17 protein-coding genes are annotated in these 18,031 nt (G+C 38.2%); 11 read left to right on the top strand and 6 right to left on the bottom strand.

The window, feature by feature from the left end; genetic code table 11:
- Positions 1-88 precede the first annotated feature (88 nt).
- A complete protein-coding gene (locus tag MSMAS_RS00760; RefSeq protein ID WP_048046272.1) occupies positions 89-1,528 on the top strand; it encodes a TIGR04279 domain-containing protein in 1,440 nt (479 codons plus the stop codon).
- A gap of 261 nt (positions 1,529-1,789) precedes the next feature.
- Here the strand turns inward: MSMAS_RS00760 and MSMAS_RS00755 are convergent, their stop codons facing one another.
- A complete protein-coding gene (locus MSMAS_RS00755; protein ID WP_011033108.1) occupies positions 1,790-2,491 on the bottom strand; it encodes an acylphosphatase in 702 nt (233 codons plus the stop codon).
- Between the two features lie 410 nt (positions 2,492-2,901).
- On the opposite strand from MSMAS_RS00755, the gene mntA reads away from it, so the two are divergent.
- Positions 2,902-3,345: a type VII toxin-antitoxin system MntA family adenylyltransferase antitoxin gene (gene mntA / locus MSMAS_RS00750; protein WP_048046271.1), complete on the top strand. Its 444-nt coding sequence runs from the start codon at positions 2,902-2,904 to the stop codon at positions 3,343-3,345.
- Complete coding sequence (gene hepT, locus MSMAS_RS00745; protein ID WP_048039608.1) at positions 3,342-3,764, top strand: type VII toxin-antitoxin system HepT family RNase toxin; 423 nt, start codon at positions 3,342-3,344, stop codon at positions 3,762-3,764. The genes mntA and hepT overlap by 4 nt, the downstream gene beginning before the upstream one ends.
- A gap of 141 nt (positions 3,765-3,905) precedes the next feature.
- Here hepT and MSMAS_RS00740 read toward each other — a convergent pair whose 3' ends face one another.
- Positions 3,906-4,910, bottom strand: a complete 1,005-nt coding sequence (locus MSMAS_RS00740; protein WP_048036837.1) for an SDR family NAD(P)-dependent oxidoreductase — start codon at positions 4,908-4,910, stop codon at positions 3,906-3,908.
- A 562-nt stretch (positions 4,911-5,472) separates the two neighbouring features.
- Entirely contained in the window at positions 5,473-5,610 is a 138-nt protein-coding gene (locus MSMAS_RS19335) for a hypothetical protein (protein ID WP_200898286.1), read from the bottom strand.
- Positions 5,611-5,762: 152 nt separating this feature from the next.
- On the opposite strand from MSMAS_RS19335, the gene MSMAS_RS00735 reads away from it, so the two are divergent.
- Positions 5,763-6,071, top strand: coding sequence for a nucleotidyltransferase family protein (locus MSMAS_RS00735; protein WP_048036797.1), 309 nt, complete (start codon positions 5,763-5,765; stop codon positions 6,069-6,071).
- Complete coding sequence (locus MSMAS_RS00730) at positions 6,068-6,412, top strand: HepT-like ribonuclease domain-containing protein (RefSeq protein WP_048036835.1); 345 nt, start codon at positions 6,068-6,070, stop codon at positions 6,410-6,412. Before MSMAS_RS00735 ends, MSMAS_RS00730 begins: the two co-directional genes overlap by 4 nt.
- Before the next feature lie 108 nt (positions 6,413-6,520).
- Here the strand turns inward: MSMAS_RS00730 and MSMAS_RS00725 are convergent, their stop codons facing one another.
- Positions 6,521-7,381, bottom strand: a complete 861-nt coding sequence (locus MSMAS_RS00725) for a glycosyltransferase family 2 protein (protein WP_080942059.1) — start codon at positions 7,379-7,381, stop codon at positions 6,521-6,523.
- Between the two features lie 673 nt (positions 7,382-8,054).
- Here MSMAS_RS00725 and rfbC point away from each other — a divergent pair.
- The 6 genes from rfbC (at position 8,055) to MSMAS_RS00695 (ending at position 14,605) form a co-directional block, all read left to right on the top strand.
- The gene (gene rfbC / locus MSMAS_RS00720; protein WP_048040693.1) at positions 8,055-8,606 is read left to right on the top strand and encodes a dTDP-4-dehydrorhamnose 3,5-epimerase; all 552 of its coding nucleotides are present in this window, start codon (positions 8,055-8,057) and stop codon (positions 8,604-8,606) included.
- 131 nt (positions 8,607-8,737) lie between these two features.
- Positions 8,738-9,694, top strand: coding sequence for a dTDP-glucose 4,6-dehydratase (gene rfbB / locus MSMAS_RS00715; RefSeq protein WP_048046269.1), 957 nt, complete (start codon positions 8,738-8,740; stop codon positions 9,692-9,694).
- Entirely contained in the window at positions 9,649-10,476 is an 828-nt protein-coding gene (gene rfbD / locus MSMAS_RS00710; RefSeq protein ID WP_230633318.1) for a dTDP-4-dehydrorhamnose reductase, read from the top strand. The genes rfbB and rfbD overlap by 46 nt, the downstream gene beginning before the upstream one ends.
- Positions 10,473-11,249: a sugar phosphate nucleotidyltransferase gene (locus MSMAS_RS00705; RefSeq protein ID WP_048043774.1), complete on the top strand. Its 777-nt coding sequence runs from the start codon at positions 10,473-10,475 to the stop codon at positions 11,247-11,249. The genes rfbD and MSMAS_RS00705 overlap by 4 nt, the downstream gene beginning before the upstream one ends.
- 312 nt (positions 11,250-11,561) lie before the next feature.
- Positions 11,562-13,136, top strand: coding sequence for a lipopolysaccharide biosynthesis protein (locus MSMAS_RS00700; RefSeq protein WP_048046267.1), 1,575 nt, complete (start codon positions 11,562-11,564; stop codon positions 13,134-13,136).
- Positions 13,137-13,345: 209 nt separating this feature from the next.
- Complete coding sequence (locus tag MSMAS_RS00695) at positions 13,346-14,605, top strand: polysaccharide pyruvyl transferase family protein (RefSeq protein WP_048046266.1); 1,260 nt, start codon at positions 13,346-13,348, stop codon at positions 14,603-14,605.
- Between the two features lie 394 nt (positions 14,606-14,999).
- Here the strand turns inward: MSMAS_RS00695 and MSMAS_RS17800 are convergent, their stop codons facing one another.
- The gene (locus tag MSMAS_RS17800) at positions 15,000-16,073 is read right to left on the bottom strand and encodes a glycosyltransferase family 4 protein (RefSeq protein WP_052728051.1); all 1,074 of its coding nucleotides are present in this window, start codon (positions 16,071-16,073) and stop codon (positions 15,000-15,002) included.
- 172 nt (positions 16,074-16,245) lie between these two features.
- Positions 16,246-18,006, bottom strand: coding sequence for a hypothetical protein (locus MSMAS_RS00685; protein ID WP_052728050.1), 1,761 nt, complete (start codon positions 18,004-18,006; stop codon positions 16,246-16,248).
- Between the last annotated feature and the right edge of the window lie 25 nt (positions 18,007-18,031).

The raw sequence follows: 18,031 nt of genomic DNA, 5'->3' as shown, positions 1-18,031 counted from the left end.
ATACTAACTAAGAAAATTAACACATGAAGCCCTGAAAAAGACAAAAGCCGGAACCAGAAAGGAAAAAGGTAACTGAGGGGTGCTATAATTGAAGAAGAGAACAGGAATGTATAGAGTTCATGGTGGAATATTCAGGTTAACCCTGACAGTTTTGATTCTTATTTTTTTATTGAGTCCGGTGTCAGCGGCATTCTCTGAAGATGGACCCTGGATTGCAGTTATTGAAAAAAACGGGAACAGCGTGTATTTTGCAGACCACAATGAAAACCTGACTGAAGGAGGCTGGATCCTCCTGAGCGGAGGAAATGAAATTCAGCTCCCCCAACCTCTTAATTTTACATATAACGGGACAGGCAGCCTTAAGAGTGCAGGAGCTGCTCTTGAACTGAAATCAGAGGCATCAGAGGAAGAAACTGAAATAACTGTTTCGTATCCGTACACTGCTCATCCTTTTTACACTGAAAAAGACAAAGTGACTCTGGATTATAAAGGTCCTGAAGCCTTCGGGCAGAAGGAGGCTAATATTTACCTGGTTGAGGGACTTGACCTTAACTCCCTTGATGAGGCTTTCACGGATGTTAGGGACGGAAACTCCGTGAGCCTGAAAGAAGTCTTTGATGACACCACGAATTCTACAACCCTGATAAACACTGTTACCCTGGATGAAAACGGAGACCTCCCCTCTTCCCTGACCCTTGACCCCCTTTATGCTGGCAGCTACGGAGTAGTCATAATGCTTGCAGGTGATGAAAATGTGGACCCTGAGTCAGAGAGAAAAGTCCTTTCCGCAACATGCTTTGAGGTTCTGGAATATGAACTGAAAATAAAGTCCCCAAATAAGCTCAAAGATGGCGATAACCTTGAGGTCAGCCTGGACCTGAAAAAAGCTCCTTCTGAGGGGAATTACACATATGGCGCCCTGCTGATAAGGGAAGATGCCTACCGCGCAGAAATATATGCCAGCTCAAATGGGACAGCAGCAGAAACCAGTGTATTTGTTAATGGAATAGATGTCATTGATGAGTTTGACATCAACTCAACTAACTATAAAACAAAACTCAACAAAGACGAACTCACGACTGAAATTCAGACCCTCATAGGGGAAGGAAACGGTACCATCAGCATAGGAGAACAGAATCAGAACACACTCTCACTTACTGCTTTTGACCTCCCTCCGGGTGATTACCTTCTCTTTGCAGGCGCCTACGAAAAAGGCAAAGGCATTGTCGGTGTAGCCCAGACCGAGGTATCCATCCGCGAAGCCAAAAAATCTGACGGATCAAATAAAAAACAGGAAACAAACAATAACCCTGTAACAGAGAGCCAGGAGCCCCTCTCCCAGGAAACCGAGGATTCCATTCCTGACACCGCAAGCTCACTAGGACTGGAAAGCCTCGGGCCTCAGATCAGAGGAGAAGCACTTCAGGCAGCAGAAGTAATAAAGAACCCCCCAAAACTTGCTTCTTTCCTCATAGGGTTTATAGGAACTCTTCTTATCGGGATTGTAATAATAAAGAAACTGCGCTAATTGAAGAGGAACAGAAAAATATATCAGAGATTTAAAGCAGGCTTAAATGGAAATTTAACTGAAACCCTGCCTGCTTTAAATTTTAATTTTTCCAACTAGTCTTAAGCGTCCCCAGATTATCAGAGAAAAGCATGTTCAGGGTTTTATCAGGAATTAAAAGCTTGAAAAGCAATATAGCCAAGAAAAATAAGAAAACTTTAAAGAAAGGAAAGAAAGTTTAAAGGAATTATAGAGAAGGGAAAAAAAGTAAAGAAAATTGTTTCAGGTCACAACTTTTGCTCTAATGAGGGCTAATTCTCGTTCTATGACCGAAATCCTTTCATCGAGATGAGACCTGAGACTCTCCCGGCTTATGCGTATTTCAGATGTAATTTCCACCCTGGCAAGGTCGATCTTATTGCCCAGGACATCAATTTTTCCACCGAAGGAATCCACTTTTCCGCCAAAAACATCAATTTTCCCACCAAGGGAATCAATTTTGCCTCCCAGAACGTCGATCTTCCCGCCGAGAAAATCAATTTTGCCTCCAAGAGAATCCATTTTGCCCCCGAGAGAGTCCATTTTTCCTCCGAGGCCATCAATTTTCCCGCCAATAGAATCCATCTTCTGGCACAGGTTTGAATTCATTTCACGAATATACCGCGCAGCTACATCCATTCTCTCATAAGTTGCTGTTGTCAGGTCTTCGTCTCTAATAAGCTCAAATGTCCCGTATTCACCTGTCGGTTCTTTGCAAGTCACCTCAATGTTTTCTACCCTGATAGGGTACTGAGTGACGTTAATTTTTTGGAGCAATTCGCTAATTGCGGCTTCTTCTCCTTCGCAAACAACCTGCACTGTCCCGTCGTCGAGATTCTTAACGTATCCATTGAGATTCAGATTAAAGGCAATCTCATCAATGAAGTCTCTGAAACCTGCTTTTTGGACTCGGCCATATACTTTGATCTCGGCACGTTTCTGCATACCAACCTATTTTCCTTAAGAGATGATAAAGTTTATTCTCCCGAGTCCCGTCTCGGGAGGACGGTGTCCTTCCCGAGTTTCGTTTCGGGAGCACGAGGTCCTTTTCGCTCGCTTTGCTCGCTCAAGAGGACTAATTTTAGCTGGAGATGGAGCTGAAATTAAGAATACTGCTTTATAGTTGAGAGTAGCTGAACTTAATCGGAGTGAGAAAGAAAAAGAACAGGTCAGCCTGAGGGCAACTTATTTTCAAATTTCAATTTTCATTAAATATCGGTACTGGAAATATCTGCGTATTTACTCGAAGTAGTTTTGGATTGGGTTTTAGAAGCTTGAGGAAACGGGTCTGGAAATTATGAAGCCCGCATAAATTATAAACAGAAATAGACATAAAGTAACGGGTGATCTTCGATATGCAACCTGTTGTGCCACAATTAAACCTCCAACAGCTTGAACAGAAGCTAAGGGACTTTTTATCAGGAGTGGGGAGCGTTAAATTAGCCTATCTTTTCGGCTCGACTGCCAGGGGAGAATCTAATTGCCTTAGCGATATAGATATTGCTGTACTTTTTGATGATGCTCTTTTACGAAAGGAATCTTTTGACCCCCAGGTGGAGTTGATAAGCGAACTTACATGCATTCTTAAAACGGATAATGTGGACCTTGTGGTACTCAATGATTCTCCTCTCCTTTTGACATATAATATTATACGTGAGGGAATAATATTGAAGTCCGACGAACCTTTAAGGGTAAAGTTTGAGACTAAAATGATGTCAAGGTACCTGGACGAACGGTACCATATTGAAAGGCATGCAAAAGAAAGCCTGAAAAGGATATCAGAGAGCGGGTTCCGATGATAAAAGAGATAAACTTCAAGCTGGAACAGCTTGGGGAGTATGTCAGTATCCTCAGAGAGTATCAACAGTATGATATTGAAGAGATAATGAACAACCATACTCTGAGAGGAGCGATTGAAAGGTACATGGAGGTCTCACTCGCCTGCATGATTGATATCTGCGAGATGGTCATTTCCATTGAAAAACTGAGGCGCCCGGATACTTATAGAGAAGTTATCCTGATACTTGGCCAGCGCGGTATCCTCCCGGAGGATTTTTCCAGAAAACTGGCACCTGCCGCAGGATTTCGGAACGTGCTTGTCCATATGTATGCAGATATCGACATTGGAAAACTTTACTCCCATCTTCAGAAAGACATTGACGACCTGGAACTTTTTGCCGGCTATATTGCAAAGTACCTGATTTCCAGATACAGGTAATTCCCGAATTGCGCCTCGCCCGATTCTCGTCTCGCCCGAATTGCGCATCGGGAGCACGCGGTCCTTTTCGCTCGCTTTGCTCGCTCAAGAGGACTAATAGAGGACTAATTTTAGCTGGAGATGGAGATGAAATTAAGAATATTACTTTAGAAGTTGCGGAGCGGACTGACTTAAAAGGGATTGTTCCGGATCACGGCATTGATTTTCGGTTTTAAACCAGTCTACGAATTTGTTCAGGCCTTTATTGATGTTGAATAATGGTGTGTATCCTATCATATTATTTCCAAGGTCAACATTTGCAAGTGTGTCTTCTGTGTCTCCTTTTTGCTTGTCGGCGTTTATGATTTCAGAGGTTGAGCCGGTGATAAACCTTAAGTTTTCTATCAGGTTGTTTACACTGATCCGGTTTCCGCCTCCGATGTTCAGGACTTTACCGTCGGTTGCCCTGTTGTAAAGGAGTCTTTTGTTAGCTTCCACGACGTCTTCGATGTATGTGAAGTCCCGTGTCTGTTCCCCGTCACCAAAGACGGTGATGGGTTCGTTTGCAAGCATTTTCCGGGTGAAGATTGAGATTGCAAGGTCGGGCCTCATTCTTGGACCGTATACTGTGAAGTAGCGTAATGAGGTGGTCGGGAGGCCGTATACTTCGTAAAATACCCTGCAGTAGTGCTCTGCAGCCAATTTACTGACGCCGTATGGGGATACTGGCTCTGTTGGGTGCCGTTCGTCGAAGGGCAGGTATTTTACTTTGCCGTAGACGGAAGATGAGGAAGCATTGATGACCTTTTTTACGCCCGCGTCAAGAGAGGCTTTGAGCACGTTCAGAGTGCCACGCACGTTTACATCGTTTGGCTTAAAAGGGTCCTCTACCGAGATCCTGACGCCTGCCTGGGCAGCTTCGTGGTAAACGTAATCTACTGTGCTGTCAATGACATCTTTTATTCCTGAAAGGTCGGTGACATCAGCATTAATAAAAGTGGCATCCCCGCTGTTAAGGGCAATATTCAAATTTTTCTTTTTCAGGTCAACAGAATAGTAAGGATCAAGATTATCGACAATAACAATCTCATGACCATCTTTTGCGAGGTTTTCTGCAATATGGGAGCCTATAAAACCCGCACCGCCTGTGATCACTATTTTAGACATTTAAATCAACTCGTTATGAAGCTGGACCGTTTTTTTACGGCAACTTTTCAGAAGGATCATCAATTGTTGATTCTCAGTTACGTTTTTCTTCCGTTTTTCCCAATTTTTCTGCAAGAGTTGTCTGAAGATAATTTCAGCACCATCTTTTAAACCGTTTTTATACTGATCGACAAGCCTGAAACCCCTTTATTCACGATCCGGAGAACTTGAAAGCAGGATTTACTGTAGCTGGTGTTTCTCGGCACAGCCAGGAAGGAACATTCATTTTCCAATGGAATATCCCTCTTACAGCTGAATTTTCCTGTTTTTCGTTGTCGTGCGAGCACCTTTCGAACAGAGGCACTCAATAATTCAAACAACCCCAACTAATACACTGAGTATTAAATAAAATTAAAGGGAGTTGACGATATATAAAGGAAGTGGTGACGGTAGAGATTAAAATTTAATATTATTAAAATAATTAGATAATAAAGTTAGAATTAATTTGTTTGGATACTTATTTTGAATTAGTCCGTTTTCACACCCTATTTATTTTGAACCCTGCTTAAGTCATATTATTAAGTCATTTTAGATGCATGAGCAGCCCGACTATCGAATGCAGGAGAACTCCGGTAAAAGACATGAATACACCGACGATAGTCAGAAGGATCATGAGCACGGCAGCCCCGAAGTCCAGGCAGGTGCGTAATAAAATGATCAAAATGCTCTCAGACGGTCCTGAAAAAATGACAACTTAATTAAGAGAATCTATTCAAAGTCATAGTTTTACATAAACAAACTGAGCATCAAATAAAAGCTCCTTAAAGGAAAAACTATTAATTTATATGTGAACGCCCATAAATTCAAAACACTATGAAACTGCAGAGCCAACGTGGAGTTGACATATACATCAAAAAACTGCAGGAAATGCTTCCGGAACTGAAGAAGAAGTACCCTATCAAATATATGGGTATTTTTGGTTCATACATCCGGGGAGAGCAGAGCCCATCAAGCGATCTGGATATACTGGTAGAGTTTAACGGGTCTATCACACTTTTAGGGTATGCCAGGCTTGAGAATGAATTATCGGATAAACTTGGGATCAAGGTTGATCTGGTATCAAAAACTGCCCTGAAGCCGAGGATAGGAAAACACATCCTTTCAGAAGTGGTTGAAATATGACCACAGGAGTTGCGGGGGATTACATAGAAGATATACTTAATGCCCTACTCGATATTCAGGACTTTATAGCCGAATACTCCTATGAACAGTTTGTCAACGATAGGAAAACACAATATGCAGTGATCCGAGCCATCGAAATCATAGGAGAGGCATCTAAAAACTTACCACTGGAGATAAGGGAAAAATATCGGGCTGTACCATGGAGAGATATGGCTACCATGCGAGACAGGCTAATTCATGGATATTTTGGCGTGGATCTGATAATTTTGTGGGACACCGCACAACAGGATATCCCCCCTCTTGTCCCGATTTTCAAATCTATCCTTAGTGAGATTGAGTAACCTGCCATTCAAGTAATTTAGATACATGCCATGAATGTTATGGAATGTATGTTATGTTAGATATTTTTCAGATACCATTACAGCATAATTCATCCCGCCAGAACCTACTTATTTTAGATGCATGAGCAACCCGGCTATCGAATGCAGGAGAACTCCGGTAAAAGACATGAATACACCGACGATAGTCAGAAGGATCATGAGCATGGTAGGCCCGAATTCCAGACTCCCACCCAGGTAGAAATTCCTTAAGAAAGTGAGCCCCATGTAAAACCCGCCCGCCCCGAGAAGGAAACCGGGAAGCGTAAAGTAGTACAGAGGTTTGCTGGACTCCATGTCCTTAAAAATCTTTAAGAGAACGGTGACCCTATGCCTTACCGGATTTTCGGTCGAGCCGTCAACGTCATACCTGACGCCTATGGGCACCTCTTTTACCCTTAACCCTGCCCTGCCTGCGTCGGCAAGCATTTCACTTTCTATTGCCATTCCATGCGCATTGAAGCGGAAGATATCTTTTGTGGAGGCTGAAAATGCGCGGAAACCGCTCTGCGAGTCGGTGATTTTGACGTCTGAGTTCATTACCGTGGCCCTGTCAAGGATAGCCTGACCTACGCGCCTGTATGCGGGAGTGTCCGTCTCCCTGCCGTTCAGGTAACGGCTCCCATTTACCATGTCAGCTTCGCCGCTGAGGACCGGGGCAACGAGCTTCGGAATATCCGCAGGGTTGTGCTGCCCGTCAGAGTCCATGGTGACTATTATATCTGCGCCCTCAGCTGCTGCAAACCCGGTCTTAAAAGCCATACCCTTGCCGATATTCGAAGAATGCACGATCACCTCAGCCCCTGCGATTGCAGCAAGCTCTGCTGCCCTGTCCGTGCTCCCGTCATCTACAACTATCACCCTGTCAGCGTACTTCCTGGCAAGCAGGACAATGCTGCCTATGGACACCTCCTCATTATAAGCCGGAAGAATAACGGCTATCTTCCGACAATTTTTCTGCTACTTTTCAGAGGTTTCCTGCGGAATAAAAGAGAAAAAACTACCCTCAGCCACCTGTTCTACACCCGTTTTAATCTGCCCTTACTGATAAATGTGAATTGACCTTATATTTCAGATTTCATGAGAAAATGCGGCACTTCCGAGAGCATTGCTAAAGTTCTGAGAGCATTGCCAAAATATCCTCATAAAAGTTAGCCGCTGGCTAATGAACTGAAACTAAGCAATATAAAATTATAAAATTCATCTAAAATAGAAAACAAAGATAAAAATATATATTATTGTTGAGGAAGAGGCGCGTTATAATAATTAATAGTGCCGCAAGTGAAAATCAAAAGATGGACGATTTCTTAAAAACGACTGGCTCTGTATTTTCTTCTTAAATAATATCAATTATCTGTACAATTCCTTGAAACTTTTCAGGTTCAGGTTTTATTTTAGAAAATCTATTTCAGATGCTCTCATAAAATACTTCTATTAGAACAAATTTGGGACCAGGGATGAGAAGAAGCTAATAAATAAAATTAAGCTGGTTAAATGATAAACTTAAATCAAATGTATTAAATAACTGTAAAGTGTAATTCAATAAAAGTTCACAAAGTTGAGGAATCCCTGAAGCGGCTTAAAAGTGTCAAATGAGGCAAAACAAATGAACCTGATAAAAACAACAATAAAAGACCTCTTAATCCTTGAAGCAAAAGTTTACGCAGATGGGAGGGGCTATTTTTTTGAAAGTTATAATAAAAAAACACTGGAATCATTGACCGGGAAGGAATATAACTTCATACAGGACAATGAGTCCAGATCTTCATACGGCGTGATCCGAGGCCTTCACTACCAGTTAGCCCCTTACAGCCAGGCAAAACTTGTAAGGGTTCTGGAAGGCAGAGTATACGATGTTGCCGTAGACCTGAGAAAGGACTCCCCAACTTTTGGGAAATGGGAAGGCGTGGAACTCTCCGGCGAAAACAAAAAGCAGTTTTTAATTCCAAAAGGCTTTGCTCACGGTTTTTCCGTCCTGAGCGAAACTGCCGTTTTTGCATACAAGTGTGATGAATATTATCACCCGGAAGCTGAAGCCGGCATCATCTACAATGACCCTTCCCTCAACATTGACTGGAAAATACCTGAAAGAGATGCAAAACTTTCAGAGAAAGATAAGCTTCTGCCTGAATTGAAAAACGCCAGAATGAATTTCTGATGACCTGAAATAGTTACTCATGAAATAGTTATTCCCAAAATATTTACTCCTGAAACATTTACTCCCGAAATAGTTACTCATGAAACATTTACTCTTGAAAATTATCTATACTCCACAAAAAGGTGACTCAATTGAAACTGCTTGTAACAGGCGGCTGCGGATTCATAGGCAGCAATTTTATCCGTTATATGCTGAAAAAATATCCGGATTATCAGATTGTAAACCTTGACAAACTGACCTATGCAGGAAACCCCGCCAACCTCAAAGACCTTGAAAACAACCCGAATTACTCTTTTGTCAAAGGCGACATCTGCGACCCTGTGGTTGTAAACGAAGTTATGAAAACAGCAGACCAGGTTGTCCATTTTGCAGCCGAAAGCCACGTGGACCGTTCAATTGAAGACGGCTCGGTTTTTGTCAGGACAAACGTACTCGGGACAAACACCCTTCTCCAGAGTGCCCTTGCAAATAAGATCAAAAAATTCATTCATGTTTCCACAGATGAGGTTTACGGAAGCACAATGGAAGGTTCTTTTACAGAAACAGATAAACTGAACCCTTCAAGCCCCTATTCTTCAAGCAAAGCAGGATCAGACCTCCTTGCAATGTCTTATTACACAACCTATGGACTTCCGGTTTGCATAACCCGATGCACAAACAATTTTGGTCCCTACCAGTACCCGGAAAAATTAATTCCATTTTTCATCAGCAGGCTAATGGAAGGAAAGAAAGTCCCTGTCTACGGTACAGGCCTGAACATCCGGGACTGGATCTACGTAGAAGACCACTGTTCTGCGATCGATTTTGTTCTCCACAACGGAAGCGCCGGAGAAATCTACAACATAGACGGCGGAAACGAACTTACAAACCTTGAAATTACGCACCGGCTCCTTAAAATGATCGGGAAAGACGAATCTTCAATAGAGTATGTTGAAGACCGAAAAGGCCACGATTTCCGCTACTCCCTTGACGGCAGCAAACTGGAAAAAATAGGCTGGAAACCCGGATATGATTTTGATACCGCTCTCGAACAGACTGTCAAATGGTACATGGAAAACAAATGGTGGTGGGAGCCATTAAAACGCTGATCATCGGCGCCAGCGGGATGCTCGGGTCAGACCTGTGCAAAGCCTTTCCCGATGCGGTTAAACTGACACACCATGACCTCGATATTACAGACAGAGAACAGGTCATTGAATCCATTTTAAAAATAAAACCTGATGTCGTGATAAATGCAGCAGCCTACACAAATGTTGACGGCTGTGAAGACAACAAAGAACTTGCTTTTCAGGTCAATGGATACGGACCTGGATACATTGCAGAAGCCTGCGCCAGAGCAGGTGCAAAACTCGTTCATTTCAGTACTGATTATGTTTTTGACGGCTCCAAAAAAGAGTATGTGGAGTCTGACATCCCGGATCCGATTAATGTATACGGTGATTCAAAACTTCTCGGTGAAAAAAAGATCATCGAGAATATGGATGATTACAGGATTGTAAGAATTTCCTGGCTTTTTGGGATGCATGGGAAAAATTTCGTTGAAACCATGCTGAAACTATCAGGAGAAATGGATACCGTAAAGGTTGTCAATGACCAGTTCGGCAAACCCACATACACGATGGACCTTGCCAGCAAAGTAAAAGAAATAATTGAACTCGACCCGGGAATTTATCATATCACAAATGACGGAATCTGTTCCTGGTACGAATTTGCTTCTTCTATAATTGATAATGTAATTCCGTGCACCAGTGAAGAATTCCCAAGAAAAGCAAAACGTCCGAAGTATTCCGTTCTTGTGAATACTAAAACAGAACCCATGAGACACTGGAGAGAAGCACTTAAAACCTATTTGCAGGAGAGAAATATATGAAAGGGGTTATACTCGCAGGCGGCACAGGCAGCAGACTGTACCCTCTAACCAAAGTAACTAACAAGCACCTTTTGCCTGTCTATGACAAGCCAATGATCTACTACCCGATGGAGACTCTAATAAACGCCGGAATAAAAGACATTATGATCGTTTCCGGCAGAGGGCATGCAGGACATTTTCTCGAACTATTAGGTTCCGGAGTAGATTTTGGGGTACATTTTACCTATGAAATTCAGGAAAAAGCCGGAGGCATCGCCCAGGCACTAAGCCTGGCAGAAGATTTTGCTGACGGGGACAGTGTAACTGTTATTCTTGGAGATAATATCTTTCAGGACAACATCAGAGAAGACGTTGCAAACTTTAATGATGGTTCCAAGATTTTCTTAAAAGAAGTGCCTGACGCTCACAGGTTTGGAGTTGCGGAGCTGAAAGGCGATAAAGTAATAGGGATCGAGGAAAAACCAAAAGAGCCGAAATCTAATTTTGCGGTCACGGGACTCTATATTTATGATTCTGATGTTTTTGATGCAATTAAAACTCTCAAGCCTTCTGGAAGAGGGGAACTTGAGATAACGGACGTAAATAATTATTACATAAGCAAAGGGGCCATGGACTACGGGGTTCTTGAGGGTTTCTGGAGCGATGCGGGAACTTTTGAGAGTTTATTAAGAGCAGGAATACTCGTAAAGCAAAATAGAGAAAAAGAACTTTTTGGACATAATACCAAAAATTATAGAACTGTTAGCTATTCTATCAATTCCATAGAAGAGTAAGACATTCTAAGAATCGTTTCCTGCAAGGACGCGGTAAAAATATGAAGATTGCAATTATTCTCGGCACCATGCCTGAAATTATAAAAATGAGCCCAATAATAAGGGAATGTGAGAAACGAGTATCTTTTTACAATTAAATGTATGTCAAAAAAGGGTCATGTCCGTGAGTTGTTGAAAATCTTAAGCATAAGATTTTCTCTAAATTTCTCTAAAAACGGTGATATTCTCGTTTTTCAGATTTGATCAATGGCTCGCGGCCATGACCAAAAAAAGTAGATTAAAAAAATCAATAACTTATGAAGAGGAAAAAATTTGCTTAATTTAACTGAAAACCAGGAAACTTTTAGCAAGCAGGTACCTAAGAACCTGTTAGCTAATGTTTTGTACTTTATAATAAATGTTATAATCGGTCTGTTCCTGGTACCATTTTTTATTGATTCTCTTGGTGTAGCAAGTTATGCGCTCGTTCCTTTAGCTACATCCCTAACTGGTTATGTGAACCTGGTTGTACAGTCGCTTAATACATCCGTGTCCAGACATCTGACTATAGATTTACAAAGAAAGGAGTTTGAAAAAGCTAATATAACATTCAATACTGCTCTTTTTGGGACTCTTGGAATTATATTACTAATGCTTCCCTTTGTAGTCTTAATTTCATATTATGCACCTTTATTCTTTGAAATCCCCACCAGCCAGGAAAATGCTGCAAGAATACTTTTTCTTGGAGTGATAAGTTCATTCTTATTGCGGGCGTGGGGTAGTAATTTTGGAGTTTCTCTCTTTGCCTACAACCGACTTGACCTCCAGAACCTAGTAAATGCAGTAAATATTCTTGTTCAGGTAGGCTTAATCATACTATTATTCAGGTTTTACTCTCCTAGCCTTGTTTATATTGGATTGGCTTATTTAATCGGGGCTTCAGTTGCTTTTATTTTAACTATAGTTTTCTCACGCAAAATAAATCCCTATTTAAAGGTAAATATAAAAGATTTCCGTAGATCGAAGGTCAATGAGATTACAGGAATGGGTGGCTGGGTCATTATTAACCAAATAGGTTCTTTATTATTTCTCCAGATAGATCTAATAGTTGTGAACAAATTATTTGGCGCTGTTGCAGGTGGGGAATATTCAGTCGTACTAACATGGAGCATGATGTTGCGTACTATCGCAGGAATGCTTGTGGGAGTCCTTACACCAATAATTCTCACTTATTATGCAAAGGAAAGAATTGATGAATTAATAAATGTGTCAAAGAGTGCCGTAAAATTTACAGGTCTTGCAATGGCTTTACCGATTGGCTACATATGCGGCTTTGCCCCACAACTTCTTTCACTATGGATAGGCCCGGAATTTGCTAAACTCTCTTTATTGATGGTCTTAATGTTATCTCATCTTGTAATTAACCTTCCAGTAACGCCCCTCTTCGCGATTAATGTTGCATATAATAAAGTAAGAATTCCAGGTATTGTCACATTTTTTATGGGGATAGGAAATTTTTTCCTGGCAGTAATGATTCCCTATCTTACCGGCTGGAATTATTACGGAGTTGCATTGGCAGGAGCTATTATGTTAACACTTAAAAACGCATTTTTTACCCCTTGGTATGCTACAAAGGTTCTTGAGATCTCTAAAACTACGTTTGTAAACTCTATGCTACCAGGAGTAGTTGCTATGATTATAACTACAGTAGTATCTAATCTGATCTCAAATTATCTTCAGATTTCAGGTATAATCTCGTTATTCATCTATGGGATTATTTTGACAATAATTTATCTGTTAGTGGTATGGAAATTTGGACTTAAACAGTTAGAAAGGCAAACTGCAGGATCATTTATACCAATAAAAATAAGGAGCAGGCTAAACCTTGAAGTCAAATGTGATCAATGAAATAATGAAAAAAACCTCTGCATAGATGTAGGGTTTGTGCAGGAGTTTACCATAGAATTACTTAATAGGTAAATAAAAACGCCATATATATAAAATAATATATAATGTCAATTTGTATTGTGAGTGCAAGCTACTTAGTAACTACATTAAAAATCAGACCAATTAGAAAAGAATGAATAAAACATTTCTAAGTTGAAAAGGGGAAAAATATGAAAAAAGTTCTGTATGTAGGCATATTTAATGGCCAGAATATTGGAGACTTAGTTATATCGGATCAGATATATAAATTTTTAAGGAGCGAGAATCTATCTGTTACTCTCATAGATTTCATAACGTTAAATAGAGTGGAAACGCCAACTACAGAAATTCAATTTTTGAAAAGTGAACCTACACATGAGAAAGTAAAAAAGTTTCTTTCAAACTCACATCTAACATCGTCACTATTCATAAGAAATGATGAATTTATTTCAAATGTTTATTCGATGTATAAAGAAAATGCTATGTATTGTCTGTCTTCAATATATTGTAGAGAGTATATAAAAGGTTTAGAAACATGTGATTTTGTATGTATCGGGGGCGGAAACCTACTGATGACCTTGAACACTAACTATTGGGCAGTAAAGGTAAATCGATTAGTAAAACTTGCAAGAAAGAAAAAGAAGAAAGTATTCATTATTTCTGTTGGTGCAGGCCCAATTTCATCCAAAAAAGCCCAGAAATTATTTTCTGATGCATTAAACATGGCTGATTATATCACAGTAAGAGATGAGAACAGTAAGATTTTGCTTGAAGATACATTAAATGTGAAGCAACATATTGCAGTATCAGGAGATCCAGCCCTATTGCTAAATAATGTAAGGGTAGAATTTAAGAATAAAGAACAGAAAAATATAGCTATATCAGTTATTCCTTTTGGAAAAAAATCTTTTTCCAACTTAAAATGGTATAAGGAGAGTAGTTACTATATTGAGATGTATGAAAAGCTAATAGTATATCTATATGATAAAAATCCAAATTTTGTATTTTACTTGTTTTCGAGTGCATACACAGATTATGAAGTAATATTACAATTAGAAAACCATATAAAAGAAAGGAATAAAAAAATAACAGAAGAAAACTTAAAAGTAATTCATATAAAAAGCTTAGGTGATTTACTAGAATTCTACCAAAAACAAGACCTAGTAATAGGGACTAGAATGCATTCATTGATTATCGCATTTACACAGTATATGCCAATTATAGCTATTTCTTGGCAAGACAAAGTAAGTGGGTTTATGAGTTACATAGGTATGAGCCAGTACTGTTATAATTTGAATAATGTGAATGCTGAAATTGACAAAATATATAAAGATTCTGAAAAACTCATAAACGGAAACCAAAAAAATCAAGAAAAACTTTTAAGTCTAAGAGAAAATTATACTCGTATAACCAGTAGTATATTACATAGCCTAAAGCAAGAGAGGCAGTAAAGAAAAACAGTAAATCTCTTACTAAGAGCCTATCCGAAAAGTGTTTGATCGACTGTAACTTTCACAATAGAATATGCACGACCGGAACATATACACAATATTATAGACCGATTTTAACTTTTCAACATGCATTACTGACTTTTCGGATAGGATCTAAGCTGTCTTAAATTAAAGAATAATTCCAAAATTTTAAATATATACAATAAGTTCTTGGAATTAAAGTAATCTTACTTAGGGTCCATAACGGAGCAACCTATGAACTGATTATTTATTACAGTTTTGATTGGTGATTTTGATCTTGAAAATCAAGATATCCTGTTGGAAATATGCAGAGATTGCTCTGTGACGAGTCCTTAAATAAATGTTCTTCACTCAGGAAATATTAATTACCTAGTTAACATAATTTAAGAAATGTATCCACGGAGGTCTTCCAATCGAATTTTTCTTTTACAGTTTTTTGAGCATTTTGTCCGAGTTTAAAAGCAAATTCTTCATTTTCAAGTAAATAAATTATTTTTTGAGCAATTGTATCTGGATCTGGCTGAACAAGAATTCCATTTACACCATTGTCGATTGCTTCAGGAATTCCTCCAATAGATGTAGCCAATATAGGCTTACCCATAGCCATAGCTTCTAAAATGGATAGAGAAACACCACCTTCTATGAGAGGTGTATGAGTATAAAGATTACAGATTTTAAGAGGAATATTTGGGTTATCAAGATTTCCAGTAAATATTATATTTTCAGATAAACTTTCGGATTTTGAAAAATTTTTTAATTGATTAGAGAACGGACCTTCTTTAGTTAAGATTAGAACTATATTTGGATATTTTACTTTCACTATTTTTATTGATTTGATTAGCAATTTTGCGCCTTCAGCTTTATATTTAAAAGAAGTAAGACCGTGAGCTAAAAGAATAATTGAATCCTCTTTAATATTGAAACGGCTATAAAAAGAACATACCTCTTTATCAGTGATTTCTTTTGGAATTTTTGCACCAGCATATATAATCTCAGTCTTTTTAAATCTTAATCCTAAAATTTCCTCATTTTTCTCTTTTAAACTTTTTGAAACAAAAGTAACACAATCGCACCTATTCAAAAGAAACTGAAAAAACATTTTGCCAAAAAATGGCAATTTATTGGAAGGTTCTGTATGAAATGTATGTATTAATTTTGAATCAGTATGCAATAGTCTGTACAGTACGGCCCCTAATAGACAATACCATGGTCCTTGAGAACAAATCACATTTGGCTTTATTTTACTTAAGATATAAAATGACTTCATCGGAAAAAGCACTCGATTTCCAAGAACATGATAATTATCATTATCCTCGCCTTCCTGAAAAATAACATCAATACAAAGATTACTATTCTTCTTGAATTCGTCTATCAGATTAGTAAGATATGTTTTCACACCGCCGCCATTACTGTTTATCCAGTAATTTGTTATAACTGTTATTTTCATGTTATCAGTTCAGCTATATTGTTTATGACTATTAAGATGTAGCCTGGGGGCAAAATCAACTTCATTGACTTGGCCCAGATTGGTTCACTTTATTATGACGGTATTATTTACAACATAAGTTTTTTGATTTGTAGAGATTCTAAGATTTTGAAAATAATTTGATAAATAAGATTCAATTCACACATGAAATGAATATTTCAATATTCGTTGAATCATAAATTTTGTTGATAGAGATATCATTCCTTAACCTGATAAAATCGGATTTGTAATATCTTCCTATTTCAGTATAACTAGGGACCTCTTGGTATAATAACTCATCAATAGTCAAAAGTACAATATAAAAATGACTATCAAGTTCAAAATTTATCTTTTTGATCGTGGAAGAATTATTAGAATATCCGAAGTGATCAGGAAAATGATAAAGAGAATCTTTAGTATCTTTACCAAATAAATAATGAAATCTATTTATTTGACTTAATGGTATGCTAATATTTGCATCATTGTTTTTTAGATCATAAAACCAACTAACTCCCTCTACTTCATTATATGTAAGAGCAGGATTTGGCCGAAAAATTCGCGGAGAATCCAAACATCCAAAAAGACTAAAAGTCCATGTAGAAGTAAGAATAAGACAAACCAAACATACAATATAAAAAGATTTTGTTTTTCGTAAGAAAAATACGTAAATTGAGATCGCAAAAAGTGGTATTTGCGCATATACAATAAAATTAAGACTAATTATTCTATCTGGCTGATGAGATATCAAAGGATTTAGTAACAAAATCAACTGCACAAATAAAAAAACCACGTACAGAACAACTAAATAAGGATAGTTTTTGAAAATGCTATTCTTGAGCAAGTCTTTCTTATAATAAAAAAATAGAACTGAAACCACAATAAATGCTGTAGGGATCACATACCTTCCATAAAAAAAACTAAATAACTGAGCGTAGTCCAAAAAATCGAAATGTACTTTAGTCAACTGATCTGATGTCTTAAAAAAAACAGGTTCTGTCACTTTATTGATGAAACTAATATAACTTAATCTTAAATTACCCATGAGACGATCACTATATACAAACCAACTAAAGAACGACACCATTAAAATAAGAAGACTCATAAAATTTACTGGTGGTATCTTCAAATTCTCTAACTGGGAAAAGTATGGGATTTTAGGGATTAGATGGAATAGTAACACTACTATCAAGAAAAACACAATAAAAGGATGTGTGTAAGGTACAAACAAAGTTATGAGAACAAAAGCTATTGAAAATGGAAGCACAACGTGTTTTTCATTATTAGAATATGACCGTACCACAAATAAATAAAGTGGCATAAAAGCAAAGAATAAAGCATGTGGAGCGTTTAAAAAATGATATGTCCCAAGATAGAGTATAAAAGATGAGAGTATTACCAAAGATTTTATGCAAGAATGAGGAAACAATTCTCTTGAAAATAGATAAATACCCATAATGAAAAGAAAAGAAAACATTATCGGTATTATAAAAGATACAATATGAGCTTCAAGGCTTAAAACAATAGATATAGTTGCTCCTATTATATGAATGGCGGGATAAACATCCCAAACTGAAAAATGACCAGAGTTTGCAATTTGCAAATATTCTCCAATATACGACATGTCATCACCACGCCCCATTGAATAATATCCTGACATGTAAGGTATAAGAAGTATTTCTAAATGATTAAGAGCAAGAATTAACACTCCAATTACATTTTTTCCATTAAGAATAAGAAACGATGCTATAAAATAACAAAAAATAAGTCCCAAAAAAAAACTAAAAGGGAAGTTAGAATATATATCTACAACATATCCAGAAGGCTTAATTAACTTAATCAAAATTAGATTTCTAATCAATAAGGCAAAACATGTTATAGATAATAACAAAAAAATCTTATTTTTATTGGCTTTCATAAACATCACATGGAGTTAAAGATCT

The organism is Methanosarcina mazei S-6 (assembly GCF_000970205.1).
Taxonomy (GTDB): domain Archaea; phylum Halobacteriota; class Methanosarcinia; order Methanosarcinales; family Methanosarcinaceae; genus Methanosarcina; species Methanosarcina mazei.
Note: the sequence above shows the minus strand (reverse complement) of the source record. Positions and strands in the feature narration are given on the sequence as shown.

Coding starts and splice junctions, on each gene's coding strand:
- MSMAS_RS00755 (WP_011033108.1), bottom strand. CDS start 2,491: ATGCAGAAACGTGCCGAGATCAAAGTATATGGCCGAGTCCAAAAAGCA.
- mntA (WP_048046271.1), top strand. CDS start 2,902: ATGCAACCTGTTGTGCCACAATTAAACCTCCAACAGCTTGAACAGAAG.
- hepT (WP_048039608.1), top strand. CDS start 3,342: ATGATAAAAGAGATAAACTTCAAGCTGGAACAGCTTGGGGAGTATGTC.
- MSMAS_RS00740 (WP_048036837.1), bottom strand. CDS start 4,910: ATGTCTAAAATAGTGATCACAGGCGGTGCGGGTTTTATAGGCTCCCAT.
- MSMAS_RS00735 (WP_048036797.1), top strand. CDS start 5,763: ATGAAACTGCAGAGCCAACGTGGAGTTGACATATACATCAAAAAACTG.
- MSMAS_RS00730 (WP_048036835.1), top strand. CDS start 6,068: ATGACCACAGGAGTTGCGGGGGATTACATAGAAGATATACTTAATGCC.
- rfbC (WP_048040693.1), top strand. CDS start 8,055: ATGAACCTGATAAAAACAACAATAAAAGACCTCTTAATCCTTGAAGCA.
- rfbD (WP_230633318.1), top strand. CDS start 9,649: ATGGTACATGGAAAACAAATGGTGGTGGGAGCCATTAAAACGCTGATC.
- MSMAS_RS00705 (WP_048043774.1), top strand. CDS start 10,473: ATGAAAGGGGTTATACTCGCAGGCGGCACAGGCAGCAGACTGTACCCT.
- MSMAS_RS00695 (WP_048046266.1), top strand. CDS start 13,346: ATGAAAAAAGTTCTGTATGTAGGCATATTTAATGGCCAGAATATTGGA.
- MSMAS_RS17800 (WP_052728051.1), bottom strand. CDS start 16,073: ATGAAAATAACAGTTATAACAAATTACTGGATAAACAGTAATGGCGGC.
- MSMAS_RS00685 (WP_052728050.1), bottom strand. CDS start 18,006: ATGAAAGCCAATAAAAATAAGATTTTTTTGTTATTATCTATAACATGT.